This window comes from Streptomyces sp. NPDC029152 (assembly GCF_055564355.1).
Genome location: NZ_JBVHWR010000018.1, coordinates 65,709 through 87,943 on the forward strand (window position 1 = coordinate 65,709; position 22,235 = coordinate 87,943).

Annotated in this window: 19 protein-coding genes, 1 pseudogene and 1 riboswitch; of the genes and pseudogenes, 16 read left to right on the forward strand and 4 right to left on the reverse strand. The window is 75.2% G+C overall.

The features are described from left to right. Positions 1–280: 280 nt before the first annotated feature. The 4 genes from ACZ4V6_RS29760 to ACZ4V6_RS29775 all read left to right on the forward strand — a co-directional run bounded on the left by ACZ4V6_RS29760 (position 281) and on the right by ACZ4V6_RS29775 (position 5,066). Entirely contained in the window at positions 281–1,633 is a 1,353-nt protein-coding gene (locus tag ACZ4V6_RS29760) for a M16 family metallopeptidase (protein ID WP_403522048.1), read from the forward strand. After that, the gene (locus ACZ4V6_RS29765) at positions 1,630–3,018 is read left to right on the forward strand and encodes a M16 family metallopeptidase (RefSeq protein ID WP_467833482.1); all 1,389 of its coding nucleotides are present in this window, start codon (positions 1,630–1,632) and stop codon (positions 3,016–3,018) included. The genes ACZ4V6_RS29760 and ACZ4V6_RS29765 overlap by 4 nt, the downstream gene beginning before the upstream one ends. 191 nt (positions 3,019–3,209) lie before the next feature. Next, a riboswitch (cyclic di-AMP (ydaO/yuaA leader) is annotated at positions 3,210–3,373 on the forward strand. A gap of 12 nt (positions 3,374–3,385) precedes the next feature. Then, positions 3,386–4,150 carry a M23 family metallopeptidase gene (locus ACZ4V6_RS29770; RefSeq protein WP_467833483.1) on the forward strand — a complete coding sequence of 255 codons (765 nt, stop codon included), beginning with the start codon at positions 3,386–3,388 and terminating at the stop codon, positions 4,148–4,150. A gap of 223 nt (positions 4,151–4,373) precedes the next feature. After that, a complete protein-coding gene (locus tag ACZ4V6_RS29775; protein ID WP_467833485.1) occupies positions 4,374–5,066 on the forward strand; it encodes a GntR family transcriptional regulator in 693 nt (230 codons plus the stop codon). A 119-nt stretch (positions 5,067–5,185) separates the two neighbouring features. On the opposite strand, the gene ACZ4V6_RS29780 is transcribed toward ACZ4V6_RS29775, so the two are convergent. Beyond that, positions 5,186–5,467, reverse strand: coding sequence for an HPr family phosphocarrier protein (locus tag ACZ4V6_RS29780; RefSeq protein ID WP_358784544.1), 282 nt, complete (start codon positions 5,465–5,467; stop codon positions 5,186–5,188). A 174-nt stretch (positions 5,468–5,641) separates the two neighbouring features. Between ACZ4V6_RS29780 and ACZ4V6_RS29785 the strand changes: the two genes are divergently transcribed. The 4 genes from ACZ4V6_RS29785 to ACZ4V6_RS29800 all read left to right on the forward strand — a co-directional run bounded on the left by ACZ4V6_RS29785 (position 5,642) and on the right by ACZ4V6_RS29800 (position 11,126). Next, positions 5,642–8,497: a bifunctional acetate--CoA ligase family protein/GNAT family N-acetyltransferase gene (locus ACZ4V6_RS29785; protein ID WP_467833487.1), complete on the forward strand. Its 2,856-nt coding sequence runs from the start codon at positions 5,642–5,644 to the stop codon at positions 8,495–8,497. 158 nt (positions 8,498–8,655) lie between these two features. Then, entirely contained in the window at positions 8,656–9,243 is a 588-nt protein-coding gene (locus ACZ4V6_RS29790) for a DUF5998 family protein (protein WP_239763714.1), read from the forward strand. Further along, on the forward strand, positions 9,243–10,436 hold the full coding sequence (locus tag ACZ4V6_RS29795; protein WP_467833489.1) for an alkaline phosphatase family protein: 1,194 nt from the start codon (positions 9,243–9,245) through the stop codon (positions 10,434–10,436). Before ACZ4V6_RS29790 ends, ACZ4V6_RS29795 begins: the two co-directional genes overlap by 1 nt. Positions 10,437–10,475: 39 nt before the next feature. Continuing rightward, positions 10,476–11,126 carry a thymidine kinase gene (locus tag ACZ4V6_RS29800; RefSeq protein ID WP_467833490.1) on the forward strand — a complete coding sequence of 217 codons (651 nt, stop codon included), beginning with the start codon at positions 10,476–10,478 and terminating at the stop codon, positions 11,124–11,126. Between the two features lie 132 nt (positions 11,127–11,258). On the opposite strand, the gene ACZ4V6_RS29805 is transcribed toward ACZ4V6_RS29800, so the two are convergent. Both ACZ4V6_RS29805 and ACZ4V6_RS29810 read right to left on the reverse strand, forming a co-directional pair. After that, positions 11,259–11,498 (reverse strand): hypothetical protein, encoded by a 240-nt coding sequence (locus ACZ4V6_RS29805; protein ID WP_467833491.1) that lies wholly within the window; start codon positions 11,496–11,498, stop codon positions 11,259–11,261. Further along, the gene (locus tag ACZ4V6_RS29810; RefSeq protein WP_467833493.1) at positions 11,498–12,013 is read right to left on the reverse strand and encodes a carboxymuconolactone decarboxylase family protein; all 516 of its coding nucleotides are present in this window, start codon (positions 12,011–12,013) and stop codon (positions 11,498–11,500) included. Before ACZ4V6_RS29810 ends, ACZ4V6_RS29805 begins: the two co-directional genes overlap by 1 nt. 41 nt (positions 12,014–12,054) lie before the next feature. Here ACZ4V6_RS29810 and pdxR point away from each other — a divergent pair, with 41 nt between their 5' ends. The 7 genes and pseudogenes from pdxR (at position 12,055) to ACZ4V6_RS29845 (ending at position 20,199) form a co-directional block, all read left to right on the forward strand. Beyond that, the gene (gene pdxR / locus ACZ4V6_RS29815) at positions 12,055–13,497 is read left to right on the forward strand and encodes a MocR-like pyridoxine biosynthesis transcription factor PdxR (protein WP_467833495.1); all 1,443 of its coding nucleotides are present in this window, start codon (positions 12,055–12,057) and stop codon (positions 13,495–13,497) included. Between the two features lie 254 nt (positions 13,498–13,751). Continuing rightward, positions 13,752–14,633 carry an endonuclease/exonuclease/phosphatase family protein gene (locus tag ACZ4V6_RS29820; RefSeq protein WP_467833496.1) on the forward strand — a complete coding sequence of 294 codons (882 nt, stop codon included), beginning with the start codon at positions 13,752–13,754 and terminating at the stop codon, positions 14,631–14,633. Positions 14,634–14,690: 57 nt separating this feature from the next. Then, positions 14,691–14,766: pseudogene (locus ACZ4V6_RS29825) on the forward strand. A 105-nt stretch (positions 14,767–14,871) separates the two neighbouring features. Beyond that, positions 14,872–16,008 carry a leucine-rich repeat domain-containing protein gene (locus tag ACZ4V6_RS29830; protein WP_467833498.1) on the forward strand — a complete coding sequence of 379 codons (1,137 nt, stop codon included), beginning with the start codon at positions 14,872–14,874 and terminating at the stop codon, positions 16,006–16,008. Then, the gene (locus tag ACZ4V6_RS29835; protein WP_467833499.1) at positions 16,005–17,783 is read left to right on the forward strand and encodes an ankyrin repeat domain-containing protein; all 1,779 of its coding nucleotides are present in this window, start codon (positions 16,005–16,007) and stop codon (positions 17,781–17,783) included. The genes ACZ4V6_RS29830 and ACZ4V6_RS29835 overlap by 4 nt, the downstream gene beginning before the upstream one ends. After that, positions 17,780–19,003 carry a sigma 54-interacting transcriptional regulator gene (locus ACZ4V6_RS29840; protein WP_467833500.1) on the forward strand — a complete coding sequence of 408 codons (1,224 nt, stop codon included), beginning with the start codon at positions 17,780–17,782 and terminating at the stop codon, positions 19,001–19,003. Before ACZ4V6_RS29835 ends, ACZ4V6_RS29840 begins: the two co-directional genes overlap by 4 nt. A gap of 11 nt (positions 19,004–19,014) precedes the next feature. Then, on the forward strand, positions 19,015–20,199 hold the full coding sequence (locus tag ACZ4V6_RS29845; RefSeq protein ID WP_467833502.1) for a vWA domain-containing protein: 1,185 nt from the start codon (positions 19,015–19,017) through the stop codon (positions 20,197–20,199). On the opposite strand, the gene ACZ4V6_RS29850 is transcribed toward ACZ4V6_RS29845, so the two are convergent. Further along, on the reverse strand, positions 20,189–21,043 hold the full coding sequence (locus tag ACZ4V6_RS29850; RefSeq protein ID WP_467833504.1) for a VOC family protein: 855 nt from the start codon (positions 21,041–21,043) through the stop codon (positions 20,189–20,191). The genes ACZ4V6_RS29845 and ACZ4V6_RS29850 overlap by 11 nt on opposite strands. 246 nt (positions 21,044–21,289) lie before the next feature. Here ACZ4V6_RS29850 and ACZ4V6_RS29855 point away from each other — a divergent pair, with 246 nt between their 5' ends. Beyond that, the gene (locus ACZ4V6_RS29855) at positions 21,290–22,141 is read left to right on the forward strand and encodes a sulfurtransferase (RefSeq protein ID WP_467833506.1); all 852 of its coding nucleotides are present in this window, start codon (positions 21,290–21,292) and stop codon (positions 22,139–22,141) included. Positions 22,142–22,235: the final 94 nt, after the last annotated feature.

The window sequence follows — 22,235 nt, forward strand, 5'->3', positions numbered from 1 at the left end:
GAAGCGTGAACGGTGATCTGACGGGGTCCATTGTGGACCGCGGCACTGACAGCGACCGACCAGGACCCGTCACGGGCTGCCCGGCCCGGCGCTGCCCGCAGGGTACGCCCTCGCCCCGTGCCCCCGTCCCCGGCGGCCGTCGGCGCGATCTCGCTCTCGGCGTACGAGGTCCGGGAACTCCACCGGCGGCCCGCGCGCTTGCATACAGTGGCAGGACCGGCGGAATTCCGCGGTTCCGCCCGATGTTTCCATCCGGATTTCCGCGATCGAAGGGACGTACATGCCCATGGGTCACACGGCCACAGCCCAGGCAGGCTCCGGCGGCCTGACAGCGACCGAGCACCGCCTGGCCAACGGCCTGCGCGTGGTGCTCTCCGAGGACCACCTGACCCCGGTCGCGGCGGTGTGCCTCTGGTACGACGTCGGCTCGCGCCACGAGGTCAAGGGGCGTACCGGTCTGGCTCACCTCTTCGAGCACCTGATGTTCCAGGGCTCCGCCCAGGTCAAGGGCAACGGCCACTTCGAGCTGGTGCAGGGCGCCGGCGGCTCGCTCAACGGCACCACCAGCTTCGAGCGCACCAACTACTTCGAGACCATGCCGGCCCACCAGCTGGAGCTCGCCCTCTGGCTGGAGGCCGACCGCATGGGCTCCCTGCTCGCCGCCCTGGACGAGGAGTCCATGGAGAACCAGCGGGACGTCGTCAAGAACGAGCGCCGCCAGCGCTACGACAACGTGCCCTACGGCACGGCGTTCGAGAAGCTCACCGCTCTCGCGTACCCGGAGGGCCACCCGTACCACCACACGCCGATCGGCTCGATGGCGGACCTGGACGCGGCGACGCTGGAGGACGCGCGCGCGTTCTTCCGCACCTACTACGCGCCGAACAACGCGGTGCTGTCCGTCGTCGGCGACATCGACCCCGAGCAGACGCTCGCCTGGATCGAGAAGTACTTCGGCTCCATCCCGTCGCACGACGGCAAGCCCGCCCCCCGCGACGGCTCGCTGCCCGACGTCATGGGCGAGCAGCTGCGCGAGGTCGTCGAGGAGGAGGTCCCGGCGCGCGCCCTGATGGCGGCCTACCGTCTGCCGGAGGACGGCACGCGCGCGTGCGACGCGGCCGACCTGGCCCTGACCGTCCTGGGCGGCGGCGAGTCGTCCCGCCTGTACAACCGGCTCGTGCGGCGCGACCGCACGGCCGTGGCCGCCGGCTTCGGTCTGCTGCGGCTCGCCGGGGCGCCCTCCCTGGGCTGGCTGGACGTGAAGACGTCCGGTGACGTGGAGGTGCCCGTCATCGAGACGGCCATCGACGAGGAGCTCGCCCGGTTCGCCGAGGAGGGCCCCACGGCCGAGGAGATGGAGCGCGCCCAGGCCCAGCTGGAGCGCGAGTGGCTCGACCGGCTCGGCACGGTCGCCGGCCGCGCCGACGAACTGTGCCGCTACGCCGTCCTGTTCGGCGACCCGCAGCTCGCCCTCACCGCCGTGCAGCGGGTGCTCGAGGTGACGGCCGAGGAGGTCCAGGAGGTCGCCAAGGCCCGCCTGCGCCCCGACAACCGCGCGGTGCTCGTCTACGAGCCGACCGCCCCCGCCGACGAGAACGACGCCACCGACGAGAACGAGGAGGCGGCCAAGTGACCGAGCTCGCCACCATGGAATTCCACCCCCGGCCCGAGGCCGGCGAGTCCAGGCCGTGGGCGTTCCCGGCCCCCGAGCGCGGCAGCCTCGACAACGGCCTCACCGTGCTGCGCTGCCACCGTCCCGGCCAGCAGGTCGTCGCCGTCGAGGTGTCGCTGAACGCCCCGCTGGACGCGGAGCCCGCCGGCCTGGACGGTGTCGCCACGATCATGGCGCGCGCGTTCTCCGAGGGCACCGACAAGCACTCCGCCGAGGAGTTCGCCGCCGAGCTGGAGCGCTGCGGCGCCACCCTCGACGCGCACGCGGACCACCCCGGCGTCCGGCTGAGCCTGGAGGTGCCCGTCTCGCGCCTCGCCAAGGCCCTGGGCCTGGTCGCCGACGCGCTCAGGGCGCCCGCGTTCGCCGACAGCGAGGTCGAGCGGCTGGTGCGCAACCGGCTCGACGAGATCCCGCACGAACTCGCCAACCCCTCCCGGCGCGCCGCCAAGGAGCTGTCCAAGGAGCTGTTCCCGGCCGACTCGCGCATGTCGCGCCCGCGTCAGGGCACCGAGGAGACGGTCGCGAACATCGACGCGGCGGCCGTCCGCGCCTTCTACGAGAAGCACGTCCGCCCCGCCACGGCCACCGCGGTGATCGTCGGCGACCTCACCGACGTCGACCTCGACGCGCTGCTCGGCGACACCCTCGGCGCGTGGACCGGTTCCGCCGCCGAGCCGCGTCCCGTGCCGCCGGTGACCGCCGACGACACCGGACGGGTCGTCATCGTGGACCGCCCCGGCGCCGTCCAGACGCAGCTGCTGATCGGCCGCACCGGGCCCGACCGGCACGACCGCGTGTGGCCCGCGCAGGTCCTCGGCACTTACTGCCTGGGCGGCACCCTCACCTCGCGCCTGGACCGCGTCCTGCGCGAGGAGAAGGGCTACACCTACGGCGTCCGGGCCTTCGGGCAGGTCCTGCGTTCCGCGCCCGACGGCACGGGCGCCTCGATGCTCGCCATCAGCGGCTCCGTCGACACGCCCAACACCGGTCCGGCGCTGCAGGACCTGTGGACGGTGCTGCGCACCCTCGCCGAGGGCGGGCTCACCGACGCCGAACGCGACGTCGCCGTGCAGAACCTGGTGGGCGTGGCGCCGCTGAAGTACGAGACGGCGGCGGCCGTCGCGAGCACGCTGGCCGACCAGGTCGAGCAGTACCTGCCCGACGACTACCAGGCCACGCTGTACCGTCAACTCGCCGCCACGGGCACCGTGGAGGCCACCGCCGCGGTCGTCAGCGCCTTCCCGGTGGACCGCCTGGTGACGGTCCTCGTCGGCGATGCGGCGCAGATCAAGGAGCCCGTCGAGGCCCTCGGCATCGGCGAAGTCACCGTGGTGGCCGCCGAGTAGCGGCACGCGCGCGCGACGGCCCCGGCGACCCGAGCGTCACCGGGGCCGTCTTTTGTCCGAATTGGGGGAGAGGCTGCCCGTCTGCCCTGTGGCGTGCGCTACAAAATCCCTGTTGCGTTTGAGGATTGAAGACAACCGCGTTTAGCGTCGTCCGGGCTGTTCGTCAGGCAGTGCGCCGCACCCGCGGCACCGGACAGTCATCGCCGAGTCCCCGTACGGCGCGAGCCAGGGGAGCCGGGGACCCATCGCAGTCCCTGGGGTGAATCGGACGCCCGCGCTTCGGCGAGGGGGTCCGTAGGAGACCTTCCTGCTCCGAACCCGTCAGCTAACCCGGTAGGCGAGAGGGAAGGAAAGGACCAGCCTCTACATGGCGTTCACGCGCGCCACCGGGAAGCACCGCCGCCCCGGCCGCATGCACCGCACCACCGTTCGCGCGGCGGGCGTCGCGGCCCTCGCCACCACCGGCGTCGTCGGCTCCCTCGCGGCCCCGGCCCTCGCCGCGGAGCCCGAGCCCGAGCAGACCGGGCTGACCCCGGTCGTCACCATCGGCGACTCCATCGCCGAGGAGATCGACGCCCAGGCCGCCGCGCAGAAGCAGGCAGCCCTGGACGCCGCCGCCCGCGAGGCGGCGATGGAGGCCGCGCGCGAGCGGGCCGCCGAGGCGGCCGAGGAGGCACGCGAGGCCAAGGAGCGCGCCGCGCGCGAGGCGGAGCGCGAGCGCCTCAACACCTTCGTCGCGCCGATCACCGGCTCCTACGTGTCCACGGCCTACCGGGCCGGCAGCTCCCTGTGGTCCTCCGGCAGTCACACCGGCATCGACTTCCACGCCTCCACCGGCACCTCGGTGCACGCGGTCGGCGTCGGCACCGTCGTCGAGGCCGGCTGGGGCGGCGCGTACGGCAACCAGGTCGTGATCAGGATGCACGACGGCACGTACACCCAGTACGGCCACCTGTCCTCCATCGGCGTCTCGGTCGGCCAGTCGGTCGACGCCGGCCAGCAGATCGGCCTCTCCGGCGCCACCGGCAACGTCACCGGCCCGCACCTGCACTTCGAGGCCCGCACGAGCCCGGAGTACGGCTCGGACATGGACCCCGTGGCCTACCTCCGCTCCCACGGCGTGAACGTCTGACGACGGACGGTACGACATCCCGAAGGCCCCGGCTCCCGAGCCGGGGCCTTCCGGTCTTCCCGCCCTGCCTCCGGTATTTTTCCGGCTCCGTTTCCGGCCCGTGGATGTCCGAAAGACATCCCTGAATTTCCGCGGCCCGTCCGAAAGCGCGGCGCATTGGCCTAGAGTCACGGAAAAGGCGTCCATCGCCGGCGTTTCACGGGGATCAATGCGGAGGTCGGGCATGCGTATTCCGGCGCACTCGGTGTGCACGGCGATCCGGGACGACATCGTCGCCGGTGTCCACGGACGCGGCAGCCGGCTCACCGAGGAACTGCTCGCCCGCCGCCACGGCGTCTCCCGCGTCCCCGTCCGCGAGGCGCTGCGCACCCTGGAGGCCGAGGGCTTCGTGGTGACCCGGCGGCACGCGGGCGCGTGCGTCGCGGAGCCCACCGCACAGGAGGCCGCCGACCTGCTGGAGACCCGCACGCTCCTGGAGCCCCTCGGCGCCTCCCGCGCGGCCCGGCGCCGCACCGAGGCCCACCTCAAGGTGCTGCGCGGCCTGGTCGGGCTGGGCCGGGAACGCTCCCGGCAGGGCCACGTCGAGGACCTGCGCGCGCTGGACGGCTGGTTCCACGACACCCTCGCGCAGGCCGCCGGCAGCCCCTCCCTCACGGCGATGCTGACCCAGCTGCGCCGCAAGATCGCGTGGATGTACGTCGTGGACACGCCGCCCGGTGCGGTGGAGCGCTGGGCCGGGTACGGCGCGGTCGTCGACGCGGTGGCGCGGGGCGACGGCGACCGCGCGCGGACGCTCATGGCGCTGCACGCCGAGCGGTCGGCCGCGGCGCACCGGCTGCGTTTCGCCTCCGGCGACCGCCCGGGCGGCGTGAGGAACGCGCAACGTCCCGTGAACATGACGAGCCTGCGGAATTAACACGGGTGCCGTACACAAAAAGAGAGGCAATTCAGGGGGCCGTTTCTCCCTGCCCGGAAAAGGGGCAGGGAAAAGGCCCGCCCGGTGATCCGGGCGGGCCTTTTCGGCATGCCGTCACATCAGACGGTCTCGGGAAGCTCCTCGAGCCCCTCGGCGACCAGCTTCGCCAGCCGGTCCAGGGCCGCGTCCGCGCCCTCGGCGTCGGAGGCGAGGACGATCTCCTCACCGCCCTGGGCGCCCAGGCCCAGGACGGCCAGCATGGAGGCCGCGTTGACGGGGTCGCCGTCGGCCTTGGCGATCGTCACCGGGACGCCTGTGGCCGTGGCGGCTCGGACGAAGATGGAGGCGGGGCGGGCGTGGAGGCCCTCGGCCCAGCCGACGTTGACGCGGCGCTCAGCCATGTGTTGCTGCCCTTCAGGTGTTCAGGTTGTCTAGACCAGTTTCCCACATCATGAAGCATGGCCGGACGGCTGCGCGCCGCCCGGTCGGCCGTCGGACCGCGGCCTCGGCCCGACCTTCCGTCCTCCACAGACTGCCCCGCGCCGTTGTCGTGCGCGAGCCGTACTCTGGGGCCCATGCAGACCTCGCCGGACCGGCACGAGTACCCCGCCCACTGGGAGGCCGACGTGGTGCTGCGCGACGGCGGCACCGCGCGCGTCCGCCCCATCACCGTTGATGACGCCGAGCGCCTGGTCAGCTTCTACGAGCAGGTCTCCGACGAGTCGAAGTACTACCGCTTCTTCGCGCCGTACCCTCGCCTGTCCGCCAAGGACGTCCACCGCTTCACGCACCACGACTTCGTGGACCGGGTGGGACTCGCGGCCACCGTCGGCGGCGAGTTCATCGCCACCGTACGCTACGACCGGATCGGCGCCGGCGGAACACCCGCCTCCGCCCCGGCCGACGAGGCCGAGGTCGCCTTCCTCGTCCAGGACGCCCACCAGGGCCGGGGCGTCGCCTCCGCGCTCCTGGAGCACATCGCCGCCGTCGCCCGGGAGCGCGGCATCCGCCGCTTCGCCGCCGAGGTGCTGCCCGCGAACACCAAGATGATCAAGGTGTTCATGGACGCCGGGTACACCCAGAAGCGGAGCTTCGAGGACGGCGTGGTCCGCCTGGAGTTCGACCTGGAACCCACCGACCGCTCGCTCGCCGTGCAGTACGCGCGCGAACAGCGCGCGGAAGCCCGCTCGGTGCAGCGCCTGCTCCAGCCCGGCTCCGTCGCCGTCATCGGCACCGGCCGCGCCCCCGGCGGCGTCGGCCGCAGCATCCTCGGCAACATCCGGGACGCGGGCTACACCGGCCGCCTCCACGCCGTGAACAAGGCCTTCCCCGAGGACCTGAAGGACATCGACGGGGTGCCCGCCCGCCGCTCGGTGCGCGACATCGACGGCCCCGTCGACCTCGCCGTCGTCACCGTGCCCGCCGAGCACGTGCCCGAGGTCGTCGCCGAGTGCGGCGAACACGGCGTGCAGGGCCTCGTCGTGATCTCCGCCGGGTACGCCGACAGCGGCCCCGAGGGGCGCGAACGCCAGCGGACCCTCGTGCGCCAGGCGCGCACGTACGGCATGCGGATCATCGGCCCCAACGCCTTCGGGATCATCAACACCTCCCCGGCGATCCGCCTCAACGCCTCCCTCGCCCCCGAGATGCCGCGCCCCGGCCGGATCGGCCTGTTCGCCCAGTCCGGCGCCATCGGCATCGCCCTGCTCTCCCGGCTGCACCGGCGCGGCGGCGGGGTCACCGGCGTGACCGGCGTGTCCACCTTCGTCTCCTCCGGCAACCGGGCCGACGTCTCCGGCAACGACGTCCTCCAGTACTGGTACGACGACCCCGAGACCGACGTCGCGCTGATGTACCTGGAGTCCATCGGCAACCCCCGCAAGTTCACCCGCCTGGCCCGGCGCACGGCGGCGTCCAAGCCGCTGGTCGTGGTGCAGGGCGCCCGGCACGGCGGCGTCGCGCCGCAGGGCCACGCCGTACGGGCGACGCGGCTGCCGCACGCGACGGTCTCCGCGCTGCTGCGGCAGGCCGGGGTGATCCGCGTCGACACGATCACCGACCTGGTCGACGCCGGGCTGCTGCTCGCGCGCCAGCCGCTGCCCGCCGGCCCACGGGTGGCGATCCTCGGGAACTCGGAGTCCCTGGGGCTGCTCACCTATGACGCGTGCCTGTCGGAGGGCCTGCGGCCGCACCCTCCGCTGGACCTGACGACGGCGGCCTCCGCGCAGGACTTCCACGCGGCCCTGTCCCGGGCGCTGGCCGACGACACCTGCGACGCGGTGGTGGTGACCGCCATCCCGACGGTGGGGGAGGGGGCGGCCGGGGACGCGGCGCTGGCCGAGGCGCTGCGCTCGGCGGCGGCCGCGGTGCCCGACAAGCCCGTCCTGGTGGTGCACGTGGAGCTGGGCGGTCTCGCCCAGGCCCTGTCCGCCGCGGCGAGCACCGCTCCGCAGGCCGCCCCGGGACCCCCGCCCCCGGGGACACCGGGCGCCCCGGACGGCGCCCCCGCGCCGGAGCCACCCGTCGGGACCGCCGAGACCGCCGAGGCCGTCGAGGCTCCGGAAGGGGCCCGCCTCATACCCGCCTATCCCGCCGCCGAGCGCGCCGTCCGCGCTCTCGCCCAGGCCGTCGCCTACGCGCAGTGGCGACGCGACGCGGCCGACCCCGGCAAGGTCCCGGAGTACGACGACATCGACGAGAAGGGCGCCGCCGAGCTGATCGCCGGCCACCTCGCGCGCGGACAGGGCCTCGCGCTCGGCGCCCACGACACCTGCGAGCTGCTCGGCAGGTACGGCATCCACGTCCACCGCGCCCTGCCCGCCCCCACCCCCGACGACGCCGTCGCCGCCGCCGGCACGCTCGGTTACCCCGTCGCCCTCAAGGCCACCGCCCCGCACCTGCGCCACCGCGCCGACCTGGGCGGCGTACGCCTCGACCTCGCGGACGAGGAACAACTGCGCCGGGCCTACGCCGAGCTGACCGAGCTCTTCGGGAAGCCCGAGGAACTGCGGCCGGTCGTGCAGGGCATGGCGCCGCGCGGCGTCGACACGGTCGTCCGGGCGGTCATCGACCCGGCGGCCGGCGCGGTCCTCTCCTTCGGGCTCGCCGGGGCGGCCACCCAGCTCCTCGGCGACACGGCGCACCGGCTGATCCCGGTCACCGACCGGGAGGCCGGCTCCCTGATCCGCTCGATCCGCACCGCGCCCCTCCTCTTCGGCTGGCGCGGCTCGGCCCCGGTCGACGCGGCCGCCCTGGAGGAACTGCTGCTGCGCGTCTCCCGGCTGGTCGACGACCACCCGGAGGTCGTCGCGGTCACCCTGGAGCCGGTCGTCGTCGCCCCGCGCGGGCTGAGCGTCCTCGGCGCCTCCGTCCGCCTCGCGCCCCCGCCCGCCCGGGACGACCTCGGCCCGCGGATGCTCCCGGCGTACTGACCGCGCGCGGCCGCACGGGGACGGCCCCGGGTCCGCGGAGGCTTCCGGCGCACCGGCCGCGCGCGGCCGCACCGGGACCGACCGGGGGCCCCGCGGGCAGCGCACGGGGACCGCACGGGCGTCCCGCGCAGTCAGCGGGCCCCCGTAGGATGGACGGCATGGCCAAGACCAGTACGACGACCCAGGGGCTGCGAGCGGCGATCGAACGCAGCGGCTACTACCCGGCCCTCGTGGCCGAGGCGGTGGAGGCCGCCGTGGGCGGCGAGCCCATCCGGTCGTACCTGGTCCACCAGGAGACCACGTTCGACCAGAACGAGGTGCGCCGGCACGTGACCGTGCTGGTGCTCACCGGCAACCGCTTCATCGTCAGCCACACCGACGAACAGGCCGCCGACGACACCTCCCCGACGCCCTACGCCACGACGTCCACGGAGTCCGTCAAGCTCGGCCGGATCTCGTCCATCGTCGTCAGCCGCGTGGTCGCCAACCCGGAGAAGTACAAGCCGGGCACCCTGCCCCGCGAGATCGTGCTCACCATCGGCTGGGGCGCCGTCTCCCGCCTCGACCTGGAGCCGGCCGCCTGCGGCGACCCGAACTGCGAGGCCGACCACGGTTACACCGGCAGCTCGACGGCCGACGACCTGAGCCTGCGCGTCAGCGAGGCCGGGGACGGCCCGGAGACGGTGCGCCAGGCGCTCGCCTTCGCGCAGGCCCTCTCCGAGGCGACCGCGGACTCCCCCCGCTGATGGCGCAGCACACCACCTGGGACACCCACCCGGAACCGCTCCCCGTCGACTCCGCCCCCGTGCCCGAGTACGGCACGGGCTCCCTCGCCGACCTGCTGCCCACGCTGGCCGCCGGCCTCGGCGTCCCCGGCATGACCGCGGCCATCACGGAACTGACCCCCGCCGACCGGAACTGCGTGTTCCTGATCGACGGCCTCGGCTGGGAGCAGCTGCGGGCCCACCCGGACGAAGCCCCCTTCCTGAACTCCCTGCTCGGCAGCTCGCGCGGCGGCACCGGACGTCCGATCACCGCCGGCTACCCGGCGACCACCGCCACCTCCCTCGCCTCCGTCGGCACCGGCCTGCCGCCGGGCGCCCACGGTCTGCCCGGCTACACCGTGCGCAATCCGGACACCGGCGAGCTGATGAACCAGCTGCGCTGGCAGCCGTGGACCCCACCGGACGCCTGGCAGCCGTACCCCACCGTCTTCGGCCTCGCCCAGCAGGCCGGCGTGCACGCCGCCCAGGTCTCCTCGCCGACCTTCGCGAACACCCCGCTGACCAAGATCGCCCTCAGCGGCGGCACCTTCCACGGCCGGCTGTCCGGGGAGGACCGCATGGACCTCGCGGCCGAGCAACTGGCCGCCGCCGACCGCGCCCTCGTCTACACGTACTACGCCGAGGTCGACGGCGCCGGACACCGCTACGGCGTGGACTCCGACACCTGGCGCGGCCAGCTGATGCACGTCGACCGGCTGGCCCAGCGCCTGGCCGAGCAGCTGCCGCCGCGCAGCGCCCTCTACGTCACCGCCGACCACGGCATGATCGACGTGCCCTTCGACGAGGACCACCGCATCGACGTCGACGAGGACTGGGAGCTGAAGGCGGGCGTCGCCCTCCTCGGCGGGGAGGGCCGGGCCCGGCACGTGTACGCCGTCCCCGGCGCCCACGACGACGTGCTGACCTGCTGGCGCGAGGTGCTCGGCGAGCAGTTCTGGGTCGCCTCGCGCGACGAGGCGGTCGAGGCCGGCTGGTTCGGCCCCCGCGTCGACGACCGGGTGTACGGCCGCATCGGCGACGTGGTCGCCGCCGCGCGCGACGACGTCCTGCTCATCGCCTCCGAGCGGGAGCCGAGGGAGTCGTCGATGGTCGGCAACCACGGCTCGATGACCCCCGCCGAGCAGCTCGTCCCCCTGCTCGAAGCACGTTCCTGACCCCACCGCCGCCCCTCGCCGAAAGGTGCTCAACCCCTCATGCCCGAGCTGGTGTTCTTCTCCGGAACGATGGACTGCGGGAAGTCGACACTGGCTCTCCAGATCGAGCACAACCGCTCGGCCCGCGGTCTGGCGGGCATCATCTTCACGCGCGACGACCGCGCGGGCGAGGGCAAGCTCTCCTCCCGGCTCGGCCTGGTCACGGACGCGGTGGAGGTCGAGGACGGACACGACCTGTACGCGCACGTCGTCGACCACCTCTCCCAGGGCGGCCGCGCGGACTACGTGATCGCGGACGAGGCGCAGTTCCTGGCGCCGGAGCAGATCGACCAGCTCGCGCGCGTGGTGGACGACCTCGAACTCGACGTGTACGCCTTCGGCATCACCACCGACTTCCGCTCCAAGCTGTTCCCCGGCTCGCAGCGGCTGGTGGAACTCGCCGACCGCGTCGAGGTGCTCCAGGTCGAGGCCCTGTGCTGGTGCGGCGCCCGCGCCACGCACAACGCCCGGACCATAGGCGGCGTCATGGTCGTCGAGGGCGCCCAGGTGGTCGTCGGCGACGTCACCCAGTCCCTGGACGAGGTCGGTTACGAGGTCCTGTGCCGGCGCCACCACCGGCGCCGCATGACGGCGGCGACGGCCCGCGCGGCGGCCCTGTCGCCGGACGTGCTGCCGGTCGGCTCGGCCTGAACGGTCCGGCACCCCGGCGGGGGGAGCGCCGTACGGTCCCCCCCACCACCTCACCGCCCGGCCCGGGTCGGGCGGTGAGCACGACGACCCGGGCCGGGCGGTGAGGCGGTGCGGCGGGCGGGCGGCCACGGGTCAGCGGGTGGTCCTGCGGGGGAAGCCGAGGGCCACCGACGCCGTCAGGGCGATGCCCGCCGCCGCCGTGAAGAGGGCGGTGCGCATGCCGTCCACCGCGGCGGCCGCCGAGGTGTGCTCACCGAGGCCGGCGAGGCCGACCAGGACCGCCAGCCCCACCGCGCCGCCGACCTGCTGGGCCGTGGACGCCATGCCGGAGGCGATGCCCCGCTCCCGGCCGGCGACGCCCGCGGTGGCCATCAGCGGGCCGTCCGCTCGTCCTCGCCCGCGACCTTGCCGGTGCTCAGGGCGATGCGGTTCCAGGTGTTGATGGTGAAGATCAGGGCGAGTACGCGGGCCAGTTCCGTCTCGTCGAAGTGACGGGCCGCCTGCGCGTAGACGTCGTCGGGAACGCCCCCGCGGGAGACGAGCGTGACGGCCTCGGTCAGGGCGAGGGCGGCCTGCTCCTTCTCCGTGAAGAAGCTCCGGGCCTCGCGCCACACGCCGATCATGTGCAGCCGGGCCTCGTCCTCGCCGGCCCTGCGGGCGTCGGAGGTGTGCATGTGGAGGCAGTAGGCACAGCCGTTGAGGAGCGAGGCGCGGATCTGGATCAGCTCGACCAGGGCCGGGTCGATGCCCTCGCGGGCGGCGGCGTCGAAGCCGATGAGGGCCTTGAACGCCCGGGGGGCGGCCTTGGCGAAGTCGATGCGCGGGACGGGGCCGTCGGCGGTCACGGGGGCGGCGGTCGGGGCGTGCGTGCTGTTCGTCATGACCATGAATCTACGGTCGGGAAAGACCTCCATTAAGGTGCATTCCCATGTCGGAATCATGGGTCAATTCGGCGGAGCGCATCGGCAGCGACCTGCACCTGGACCTGTCCGGTCCGGGCAGCCGCCGCGCGGTGCTCATCCGCGCCCTGCGGGACGCCGTGCGCGAGGGACGGCTCGCGCCGGGCACCCGGCTGCCGCCCTACCGCTCGCTCGCCGCCGACCTGGGCCTGGCCCGCAACACCGTCGCCGACGCCTACGCCGAACTGGTCGCCGAGGGCTGGCTGACCGCACGCCAGGGCTCCAGGACCCGGGTGGCGGAACGCGCGGCGCCGCCCGCGCGCCCCCGGAGACCGAAGCCCGCCCCCGAACGGCCCGCCGCCCCCGCGCACAACCTGCGCCAGGGCACCCCGGAGGCCGCCTCCTTCCCCCGCACGGCCTGGCTCGCCGCTGCCCGACGGGCGCTGGGCGCCGCACCCGACGAGGCCTTCGGGCCCGGCGATCCGCGCGGCCGCGTCGAGCTGCGCCGCGCGCTCGCCGGCTATCTGGCACGGGCCCGCGGGGTGCGCGCCGACCCGGAGCGGATCGTGGTGTGCTCCGGCTTCGCCCACGCGCTGCGGCTGCTGTTCGCGGGCTCGCGCGGCGCGGGCGGCGGGGTGCTGCGCGGCCCCTTCGCCGTGGAGTCGTACGGGCTCGGTTTCCACCGCGAGATCCTGGAGGGCTCGGGCGTGCGCACGGTGCCGCTGGGCCTGGACGCCGGAGGGGCCCGGGTCGACGAGCTGGCCGCGGGACCACGGGTGCGCGGCGTGCTGCTCACGCCCGCGCACCAGTTCCCGACGGGCGGTCCGCTGCACCCGGCCCGGCGCGCCGCGGTCGTCGACTGGGCCCGCACCAGCGGCGGCCTGGTCCTCGAGGACGACTACGACGGGGAGTTCCGCTACGACCGCGAGCCCGTCGGCGCCCTGCAGGGCCTGGATCCCGAACGGGTCGTCCACCTCGGCTCGGTCAGCAAGAGCCTGTCACCCGCCGTGCGGATCGGCTGGATGGTCCTGCCCGAGCACCTCGTCGACGGCGTGCTCGCCGCCAAGGGCGAGCGGGAGGCGTGGGCGAGCGTCCTCGACCAGCTGACGCTCGCCGACCTCATCGACTCCGGACAGTACGACCGTCACATCCGCCGCATGCGGCAGCGTTACCGGCGTCGCCGCGACCTGCTCGTCACCGCCCTCGCCGAACGGGCCCCGCACATCACGGTCACCGGCATCGCGGCGGGCCTGCACGCGGTCCTCCGGCTGCCGCCCGGCACGGAGGCGTCCGCGGTCAAGGCCGCCTCCTGGCAAGGCGTCGCGCTGGACGGCCTCGCCGGGTTCCGCCATCCGCGGGCCGCCGTGCCGGCCGGCGACGGTCTGGTCGTCGGATACGCCACGCCGGCGGAACACGCCTACCGGGCAGCGCTCGAAGCCCTGCTCCGGGCCCTGCCGCCGCCCGACGCCTGAGCCTGCCCGGGGCGTCCGGCGCGTCCGGCGTGGACGTGCCGTGCCGACACACCGCCGACGCCACCGCCACCGCCACCGCCGACGCCACCGCCACCGCCGCCGTACGACGGCGGCGTCGGCCCGCGCGGCGGCGGTGGCGTTGGACGTGCGGCCCGCCGCCCCGGTCCGAAGGGGCACGTCCGCAGTGGGGTTGACGACCCGTCAGATGGTGCGCGTGACTGTTCCCGTCCCGCTTCCACGTGATCGGAGAAGGCATGAAGCCCCGTTCCCGACGTCCCGCCCGCGCCCACCGCGCCGCCGCCGTCCTGCTCACCGCCGCCCTCCTCGCCGCGGCGGCGCCGGCGTCCGCCCTGGACGGGGGCGCTCCCGGGACCCGGGCCCCGGGGGTGCCCCTGCGGGTGGCCACCTACAACATCCACGCCGGAGCCGGCGCCGACCAGGTCTTCGACCTCGACCGCACCGCCGAGGCCCTGCGCGACCTGCGGGCCGACGTGATCGGCCTCCAGGAGGTCGACGTGCACTGGGGCGCGCGCAGCGACTTCGTCGACGAGGCCCGCGCGCTGGCCGGGAAGCTGGGCATGCGGGCGTACTTCGCGCCGATCTACGACCTGGACCCGGCCACCCCGGGTGCGGAGCGTCGCCGCTACGGCGTCGCCGTGCTGAGCCGGCACCCGATCCTCGCCGCGGAGAACCACGAGATCACCCGCCTCTCCACCCAGACCTCCGAACCGGTGCCGGCCCCCGCGCCCGGCTTCGCCGAGGTGACGGTCAACGTGAAGGGGGCGCACGCGCACGTCTACGTCACGCACCTCGACCACCGGGCCGACCCCTCGGTCCGCGCGGCCCAGGTGGACGACATGCTGGAGGTGCTGGCCGCCGACCGCGGACCGAAGATCCTCGTCGGCGACTTCAACGCCGAGCCGACGGCTCCGGAACTGGCCCCGCTGTGGCAGGAGGTGCGGGACGCCGCTCCCGACGGGGGCGGGACGTACCCGGCGACCGCCCCGGTCAAGCGCATCGACCTGATCACCGTCTCGCCCGGCATCACCGTGACCGGCGCCGGGACGGTGGCGGCCGACGCGTCGGACCACCGCCCCGTGGTCGCCGACCTGACGCTGCACCGGCGCGGCCGCTGAACCACCCGTCGAACAAACGATCACCGGCGGAGCGGACGAGGATATGATCTCCCCGGCAAGGCCGTAGCGCAGAGGTCGTCGCGCCCACGCATCAAGCTGGAGGACGTCGGTTCGAATCCGGCCGGCCTTGCCACCCTTGTCGTGGAGGAAGTCGATTGGCGTCGGTCCGTCCCGGGCGGGCGGGGGGCGATGCCGCCCTCGGCGCACCGGGCACCGGCGACGGACCGGTGGAGTGGTGATGACGCAGCCGACACCCGTGCGCTGCCCGGCGATCGAGCACCCGGACATCCCGATCGGTGACCCCGCCGGCCTGGAACCGCTCCTGGCCCGGCTGGGGTCGGCGCGAGCGGTGGAGGGCGACGAGACCTTCCCGCTCGGCACCCTGCGCGTCGACGGCCGCGTCGACCTGTGCAAGCAGGGACTCGGAGCGGCCGGCGCCGCCCGCCTGATGCCCGTCGCCGCCGCCTCGCCGCACGCCCGGCACATCCTGCTCGGCACCAACGCCATCGGCGACGAAGGGGCGTCGACCGTCGCCCGGGCGCTCGGCGACGGCCACGGCCTGCGCACGCTCTACCTCGGCTGCAACCGCATCGGCCCCGAGGGCGTCGCCGCGCTCGCCGACGCGCTGTCGGCGGACGCGACCGTGCGCGCCCTGTGGCTCAAGCGCAACCCGGCGGGAGACGACGGCGCCCTCGCCCTCGCCGCGATGCTCCGCCGCAACACCACGGTCCGCACCCTCGACCTGGTCAACACCGGCCTCACCACCACGGGACTGCGTGCGCTGCTCGACGCCCTCACCGGCCGCCCGCGCCCGGTGGAACGCCTCTTCCTCGGCGGGAACGGCCTCACCGCCGACGCCGCCGGGCTGCTGGCGGCGCTGATCCGGGACGCGGGCGTGCGCGAGCTGTACCTGCCCGCCAACCACCTCGGGGACGAGGGCGCCGCCGTCCTCGCGGCAGCCGCCGCCGGCTCCGGACGGCCGGTGCGCCTCGGGCTGGGCGGCAACGGGATCGGCCCCGCCGGAGCGCGCGCCCTCGCCGGGGCCCTGGACGGCATCGAGGCGCTCGACCTGGGCCGGCCGCCGTCGGAGCGCAGCCTCGGCGCCCCCGCCAACGCCACCGGCGACGACGGCGCCCGCGCCCTGGCCGCCGCCCTGCGCGGCAGCCCGCTGCGCCGGCTGGAACTGCGCCACACCGGGCTCACCGGGCGGGGCGCGAAGTCCCTGCTGGCCGCCGTGCCGGACGGCTCGCCGCTGGAGTACGTCGGTCTGGGCCCGGGACTGCCCCGCAAGGTGAAGCGGTCCCTGAACCAGCGCCTGCGACCCGCCTGCGGGGCCCACCCCGATCTGAGCGCGATAGGAAGTGTCTACCGGTGAGCGCACGCCCTCCCCTCCCGTGCTTCCCACCGGAGGAGGCGTCGAGCTGGCGGCGGATCCGCCGCTACGCGGTGCCCCGGACGATGATCGAGCGCGCGGCCGAACGCCGCTCCGCCGGCGACTGGCGCGGAGCCTGCGCGGCGGCCGGTGTGGACGTCGCCGTCGACCTGCCGGAGGTCGCCGAGCACTGTGGTCGCGAGGTGGCCGAGGCGCTGGAGGACGACCTGCGCCACCTGGTCCCCGACCTGCTGCGCTGGCACCTGCCCCGGATACTGGGCGGATGGACCACCCTCGACACCGGCCGCACCGTGGTCCTCGCCCGCTACCGGCCGGTGCGGGCGGCCGAAGGCCCCCGGGCCACGCCGTACCTCCACGTCACCACGCCGCCGATGCGGGAGGGCCCGCAGCGCGTCACCCTGCGCTTCGGCACGGTCCGGGACGAGAAGGCCGCCGGCGTCTTCGGCCCGCGGACCGACGACTGGCGGTACGCCCGGCACCTGTGGGACGCACGGCGCACCGCGGAACTGCGTGAGCGGTACGGCGGCACCGACCGGCCGCCGTTCTTCCACCCCGACGCCAGGCCGCGCGGAACGGAGGAACTGCCCACGGCGGATCCCGGTCCCGGTGACGCGGCGGCACGGGCGGAGTGGGCCACCCTGCTGCATCAGCGGGGCGCGGTCCGGGAGGCCTTCGCAGCGGCCGGCACCGAGGCCGACCTGACGCCGTCAGGGGTCCGTGCGCGATACCAGGCCGACCCGGAGACCTTCCTCGGCAAGCTCGCGCTCGACCACACCCGTCTGGAACCGGAGGTCCGCCGGCTGACGGGCGAGGGCGTCGGGGACCGCTTCCTCATCGCCGGTGACTGGCGGGTGAACGTCCTGCTGGAACCGGCCGGCTCCGGCGCGGGGCTACGGCTCCGCGTCGTCGACCGCAAGGACGCCGAGGGCGTGCCCTTCCTCGCCCAGGCGCTCTGGCGCCGGCTCCCCGACCTCGACCTGATGCGCGTCGGCGGAGTCGAGCCGGAGCACCTGCATCCACTGGTCCGAAAGGCGCTGTTCCCCGCCCTCCGGGTCCCCGAGGGGACCGTCGGCCCCCCGGGTCCCGGTGCCCCCGCGCCCGTCCGGGTCCGCTGCCGCGGCGAGTGGCACGAGGTGGGCTTCCGCCCGGGCAACGGGCTGCTCCGCATGCCGCACAGCGACGAGGAGCAGCAGCGCGAGCGGGCCCTGCGCGCGTTCGGCGGCGCCGTCGCCGGGTGCTTCGCCGTCCAGCAGACGTGGGCGTCGGGGGACGGCCGGCTGCCGAAGGCCCTGCGCGCCCAGATGCGCGACCTGTTCCTGCGCGCCCAGCACGGCGACACCCACGGCGTGCTCGAACTCCTCGACGCGGGCGTGGACCCCCGGGTGCGCGACACCGCCCGGCGGTCCCTGCTGCACGTGCTCCACCTGGTCGACCACCGGCTTCTCCTGCCCCGGCTGCTCGAGGCGGGACTCGACCTCGAGGCCCGCGACAGCCGGGGCCGCACGCCGCTGTTCGTGGCGGTCAACGACGGCGGTTCCCGGGCCCTGGTCGAGGCGTTCCTCGCCGCCGGCGCGCGCATCGACGTGGTCGACGACATCGATTACTCGCTGGCCCAGATCATCCGCCGGTACGGGCGTGCCGACCTGGCCTTCCTGCGGCAGCGGGTGCGGGAGGAGCATCCGGGCATCGGCGCCGACTGGTGGGACGAGATGACGGACGCCAACGAGGAACACGACGACGAGGACGAGGACAGTTGAGCACCGCACCCGGCTCCCGCCCCGCCTCCGCCTCCCGCACCGCGCCGGCCCCGCTGGCCGCCGCGGACGACCTCGTCGCCCGGCTGCGCACCCGGCGCACCGAACCCGCCGCCAACCACCAACTGGAGGCGCTGGCCCTGGCCGTGACGGCCAACCAGCCCGTCCTCCTGTGGGGCGAACCGGGCATCGGCAAGTCCGCAGCCCTGGAGCAGCTCGCCGCCGGACTCGGCCTCCCGCTGGAGACGGTCATCGCCAGCGTGCACGAACCGTCGGACTTCGCCGGACTGCCGATCGTCGGCGACGACCCGGCGACGACCGGGGTGCCGATGGCCCCGCCCGACTGGGCGGTCCGGCTCCGGCACGCCGGCCAGGGCCTGCTCTTCTTCGACGAACTGTCCTCCGCACCGCCGGCCGTGCAGGCGGCGCTGCTGCGGGTCGTCCTCGAACGCCGGGTCGGCAGCCTCGTCCTGCCCGACGCCGTACGCATCGTCGCCGCCGCCAACCCGCCCTCCAGCGCCGCCGACGGCTGGCACCTCAGCCCGCCGCTCGCCAACCGCTTCGTCCACCTCCACTGGACCCACGACCCCGCCACGGTCGCCCGCGGCATGGCCGGCACCTGGCCGGAGGTGGCCGTCCCGCTGGTCGACCCGGCGAAGGTGCCCGGCGCCGTCGCGCGGGCCCGCGGCGCCGTCTCCGGTTTCCTCACCGCCCGCCCGGGCCTGGTCCACCACATACCCGCCGACGCCGAGAGCCGGGGCCGGTCGTGGCCGTCGCCGCGCACCTGGGAGATGGCCCTGCGGCTGCTCGCGACGGGCTACGCGACCGGCGCCGGCCGCGAGGCGCTGGCCGCCGCACTCACCGGTGCCGTCGGGGACGGCGCGGGCATCGAACTGCTGTCGTACCTGGAGCACCTCGACCTGCCGGACCCCGAGCGGGTCCTCGCCGACCCCGACGCGTTCGCCCTGCCGAAGCGCGGTGACCGGCAACTGGCCTTCCTGATCGCGGTGGTGGCCGCCGTCCAGAGCGAGCCCACCCGGCCCCGCTGGGAGGCCGGCTGGACGGTCCTGGCCAAGGCCGTGGACGCGGGCGTGCCCGACGTGGCCGCCCGGGCCGCCACCGACCTGGCCGCGATGCGCCGACCGGACTGGCCCGTGCCGCCCGGCATCGACGCGTTCCTGGAGCTGTTGCAGATGTCCGGGGCCCTGCCCGGCGGCCGGTGAGGTCCGTGGCCATGACGGCGCCCCCGGGGAAGCTGGACACGACCAAACTCCTCGCCGCCCGCTACCGGGCGGCGCACGACCGCCCCTATCTGGCGTCGGCCCTGTACGCCCTGACCGTCGTGCCCTGCCCCGACGTGCCGACGATGGGGGTGGACCGGCACTGGCGCTGCTACGTGTCGCCCGCCTTCGTCGCCGCGACCCCCGTGGAGGAACTCGCGGGCGTCTGGGTGCACGAGGCGGCGCACCTGCTGCGCGACCACCACGGCCGCGCCGGCCGCCTCCCCGCCGCAGAGCAGCGCGACCGGTACCGCGTCAACGTCGCCCAGGACTGCGAGATCAACGACGACCTCCTCGCCGACGGCCTGCGCCTGCCCGCAGGACGCGTCGAGCCGCACCTGTACGGCCTGCCCGACGGGCGTCTGTTCGAGGCGTACCTGGATCAACTCCCCCCGCACGTACGGGAGCACGACTGCGGCTCGGGAGCCCACGGCAGCCCGGCGCCCTGGGAGCTCCCGGGAACCACCGGCCCCGCCCCGCTCGGGGAGGCCGAGGCCCGGGCGCTGCGCCGGCACACCGCCGAGGCGATGCGCGCCCACCAGCGCGCCCGCGGCACCCTGCCCGCGGGCTGGCAGCGGTGGGCCGAGGAGGTCCTGGAACCCACGGTGGACTGGCGGCAGGCCCTGACCGGCGCCGTCCGGGAGGCCGCCGCGTGGGCCGGCGGGGCCGTCGACTACACCTACCGCCGCCCCTCGCGCCGCACCCCGGCGCTGCGCGGCGTCGTCCTGCCGAGCCTGCGCCGTCCGCTGCCCCGCGTGGCCGTCGTCGTCGACACCTCGGGTTCGATGGGCGACGCGGAACTCGCGGCGGCCCTGGGGGAGATCACGGGTGTGCTGCGCGAGGTCGGCGTGCGCGGCAACCGCGTCACCGTCCTCGCCTGCGACGCCGACGTGCACGCCGTCTCCCGGGTGACCTCCGCCGAGCAGGTCGCCCTCGGCGGCGGTGGCGGCACCGACATGCGCGTCGGCATCGACGCCGCGCTCGCGTCCCGCGACCGCCCGTCCGTCGTCGTCGTCCTCACCGACGGCTACACCCCCTGGCCCGCCGAGACCCCGTCCTGCCGCCTGATCGCGGCCCTGATCGGCGCCGGCGCGCCGCAGCCCCCGGCGTGGGTGGAGACGGTGCGCGTCACCGCGTAGGGCCGCCGAGGCCGGTGCCCGGCCGCCCGGGAACCCGCCCGTCACCCCCGCTCCGCACCAGCGCGAACCGCGCCCCCTCCGGATCCGCCACCAGCGCCACGCGGCCGCGTGGCGTGTCCCGGGCCGGCTCCAGGACGTGCCCGCCCAGACCGGTCAGCCGTTCCAGGGACCGTTCGATGTCGGCCACCTCGAAGTACGTCGTCCAGTGCGGCCCCCGTTCGCGGGGCAGGGCGTCGCCGATGCCGTGGATGCCGGCGACGGGACGGCCGTCGAGGCGGAGGGTCACGCGGTCGCGGTCCGCGCCGGCCGCCGGCTCCGGTTCGAAGCCGAACACCGTCTCGTAGAACTTGGCGACGCCCGCCGCGTCGTAGGTCGTGAGCTCGTTCCACGCGGGCGCGCCGGGCACGCCGGTGACGGCCGTGCCGAGGTGCGCCGCGGCCTGCCAGACGCCGAAGACGGCACCCGCCGGGTCGGAGCCGATGGCCATGCGCCCGGCCTCCGCCGCGTCCAGCGGGCCCACGCCGACCGTGCCGCCGCACAGGCGTACCGTTTCGGCCGTCCGGTTCACGTCGTCGGAGGCGAGGTACGGCGTCCAGGCGATGGGCAGTTGGCGGTCCGGGGGCAGCCGGCCGATGCCCGCCACCTCCCGCCCGTCGAGCAGGGCCCGCGCATAGGGGCCGAGCTGCTGCGGTCCGGGCCGGAACTCCCAGCCGAACAGCGCTCCGTAGAACTCCTGGGTCGCGTCCGGGCCGTGCACCATCAGGCTCACCCAGCAGGGTGTGCCGGGCGTGTGCCGGGCGTGCGCCTCGCCGCCGCGGCCGGCCGGTCCCCGTGCATCGGTCATCGTCACTCTCTCCCCGGCCCTGCGCGGGCCGTGCGTCCGCTTGCGCTCTGTCGGCCCTCGCGCGGCCCTCGTGCCGATGCCGCCCCGGGCCCGGTGCCGCGTGCCCCGGATGTGCCCCGGAGGCCGCCCGGCGACCCGGACAGTACAGTCTGTGCCCGATTCCGTACGCCTGGTGACCGGTGCCGTCCGGCGGGCAGAGTAGCCCGACATCGTCGCGGCGGCCACTCGGTACGCCAGGATGGGGCCATGAACGCCATCATCTCCGCATCCGAACTCACGGACGAGCTGGCGGGCGCGCACCCGCCCGTCCTGCTCGACGTCCGCTGGCAGCTGAGCACCGCGAAGGCGGCCGGTGCGCCGCCCTTCGACGGCCGGGCCGAGTACGCGGCCGGGCACATCCCCGGCGCCGTCTTCGTCGACCTGGACCGCGAACTCGCCTCCGCGCCCGGCGAGCACGGCCGACATCCGCTGCCGGACGTGGCGGAGTTCGGCGCCGCGATGCGCCGGGCGGGCGTGTCGTCCAGGCGGCCGGTCGTCGTGTACGACGGCGGCCAGGGATGGGCGGCGGCCCGCGCCTGGTGGCTGCTGCGCTGGGCGGGCCACCCGGACGTGCGGGTCCTCGACGGCGGACTGCGCGCCTGGCGGGGGCCGTTGTCCGTGGACGTCCCGGCGCCCGACGAGGGCGACTTCACGCCGGCGCCGGGCGCGGTGGGACTGCTGGAAGCGGACGGGGCCGCCGCGCTGGCCCGGTCCGGGGTGCTGCTCGACGCCCGGGCGGGGGAGCGGTACCGGGGCGAGGTCGAGCCGATCGACCCGGTCGGCGGTCACATCCCGGGCGCGGTGTCGGCGCCGACGACGGACAACGTGCTGGAGGACGGCCGGTTCCGGCCGGCCGGGGAACTCCGCGCCCGCTTCAAGACCCTGGGTGCGGCCGACGGCGGCGAGGTGGGCGTCTACTGCGGCTCGGGCGTCTCCGCGGCCCACGAGGTGCTGGCGCTGGCGGTGGCCGGCATCCCGGCGGCGCTGTACGTGGGGTCGTGGTCGGAGTGGTCGTCGGACCCGGAGCGGCCGGTGGCCGTGGGACCGGATCCCCAGTAGGCCACGGGCGCCGATGGGCCACGGCACCTCGGTGGGCCACGGGACCCCGGTGGGTCGTGAGGCCCCGGCGGACCACGGGACCCCGGTAGGCCAC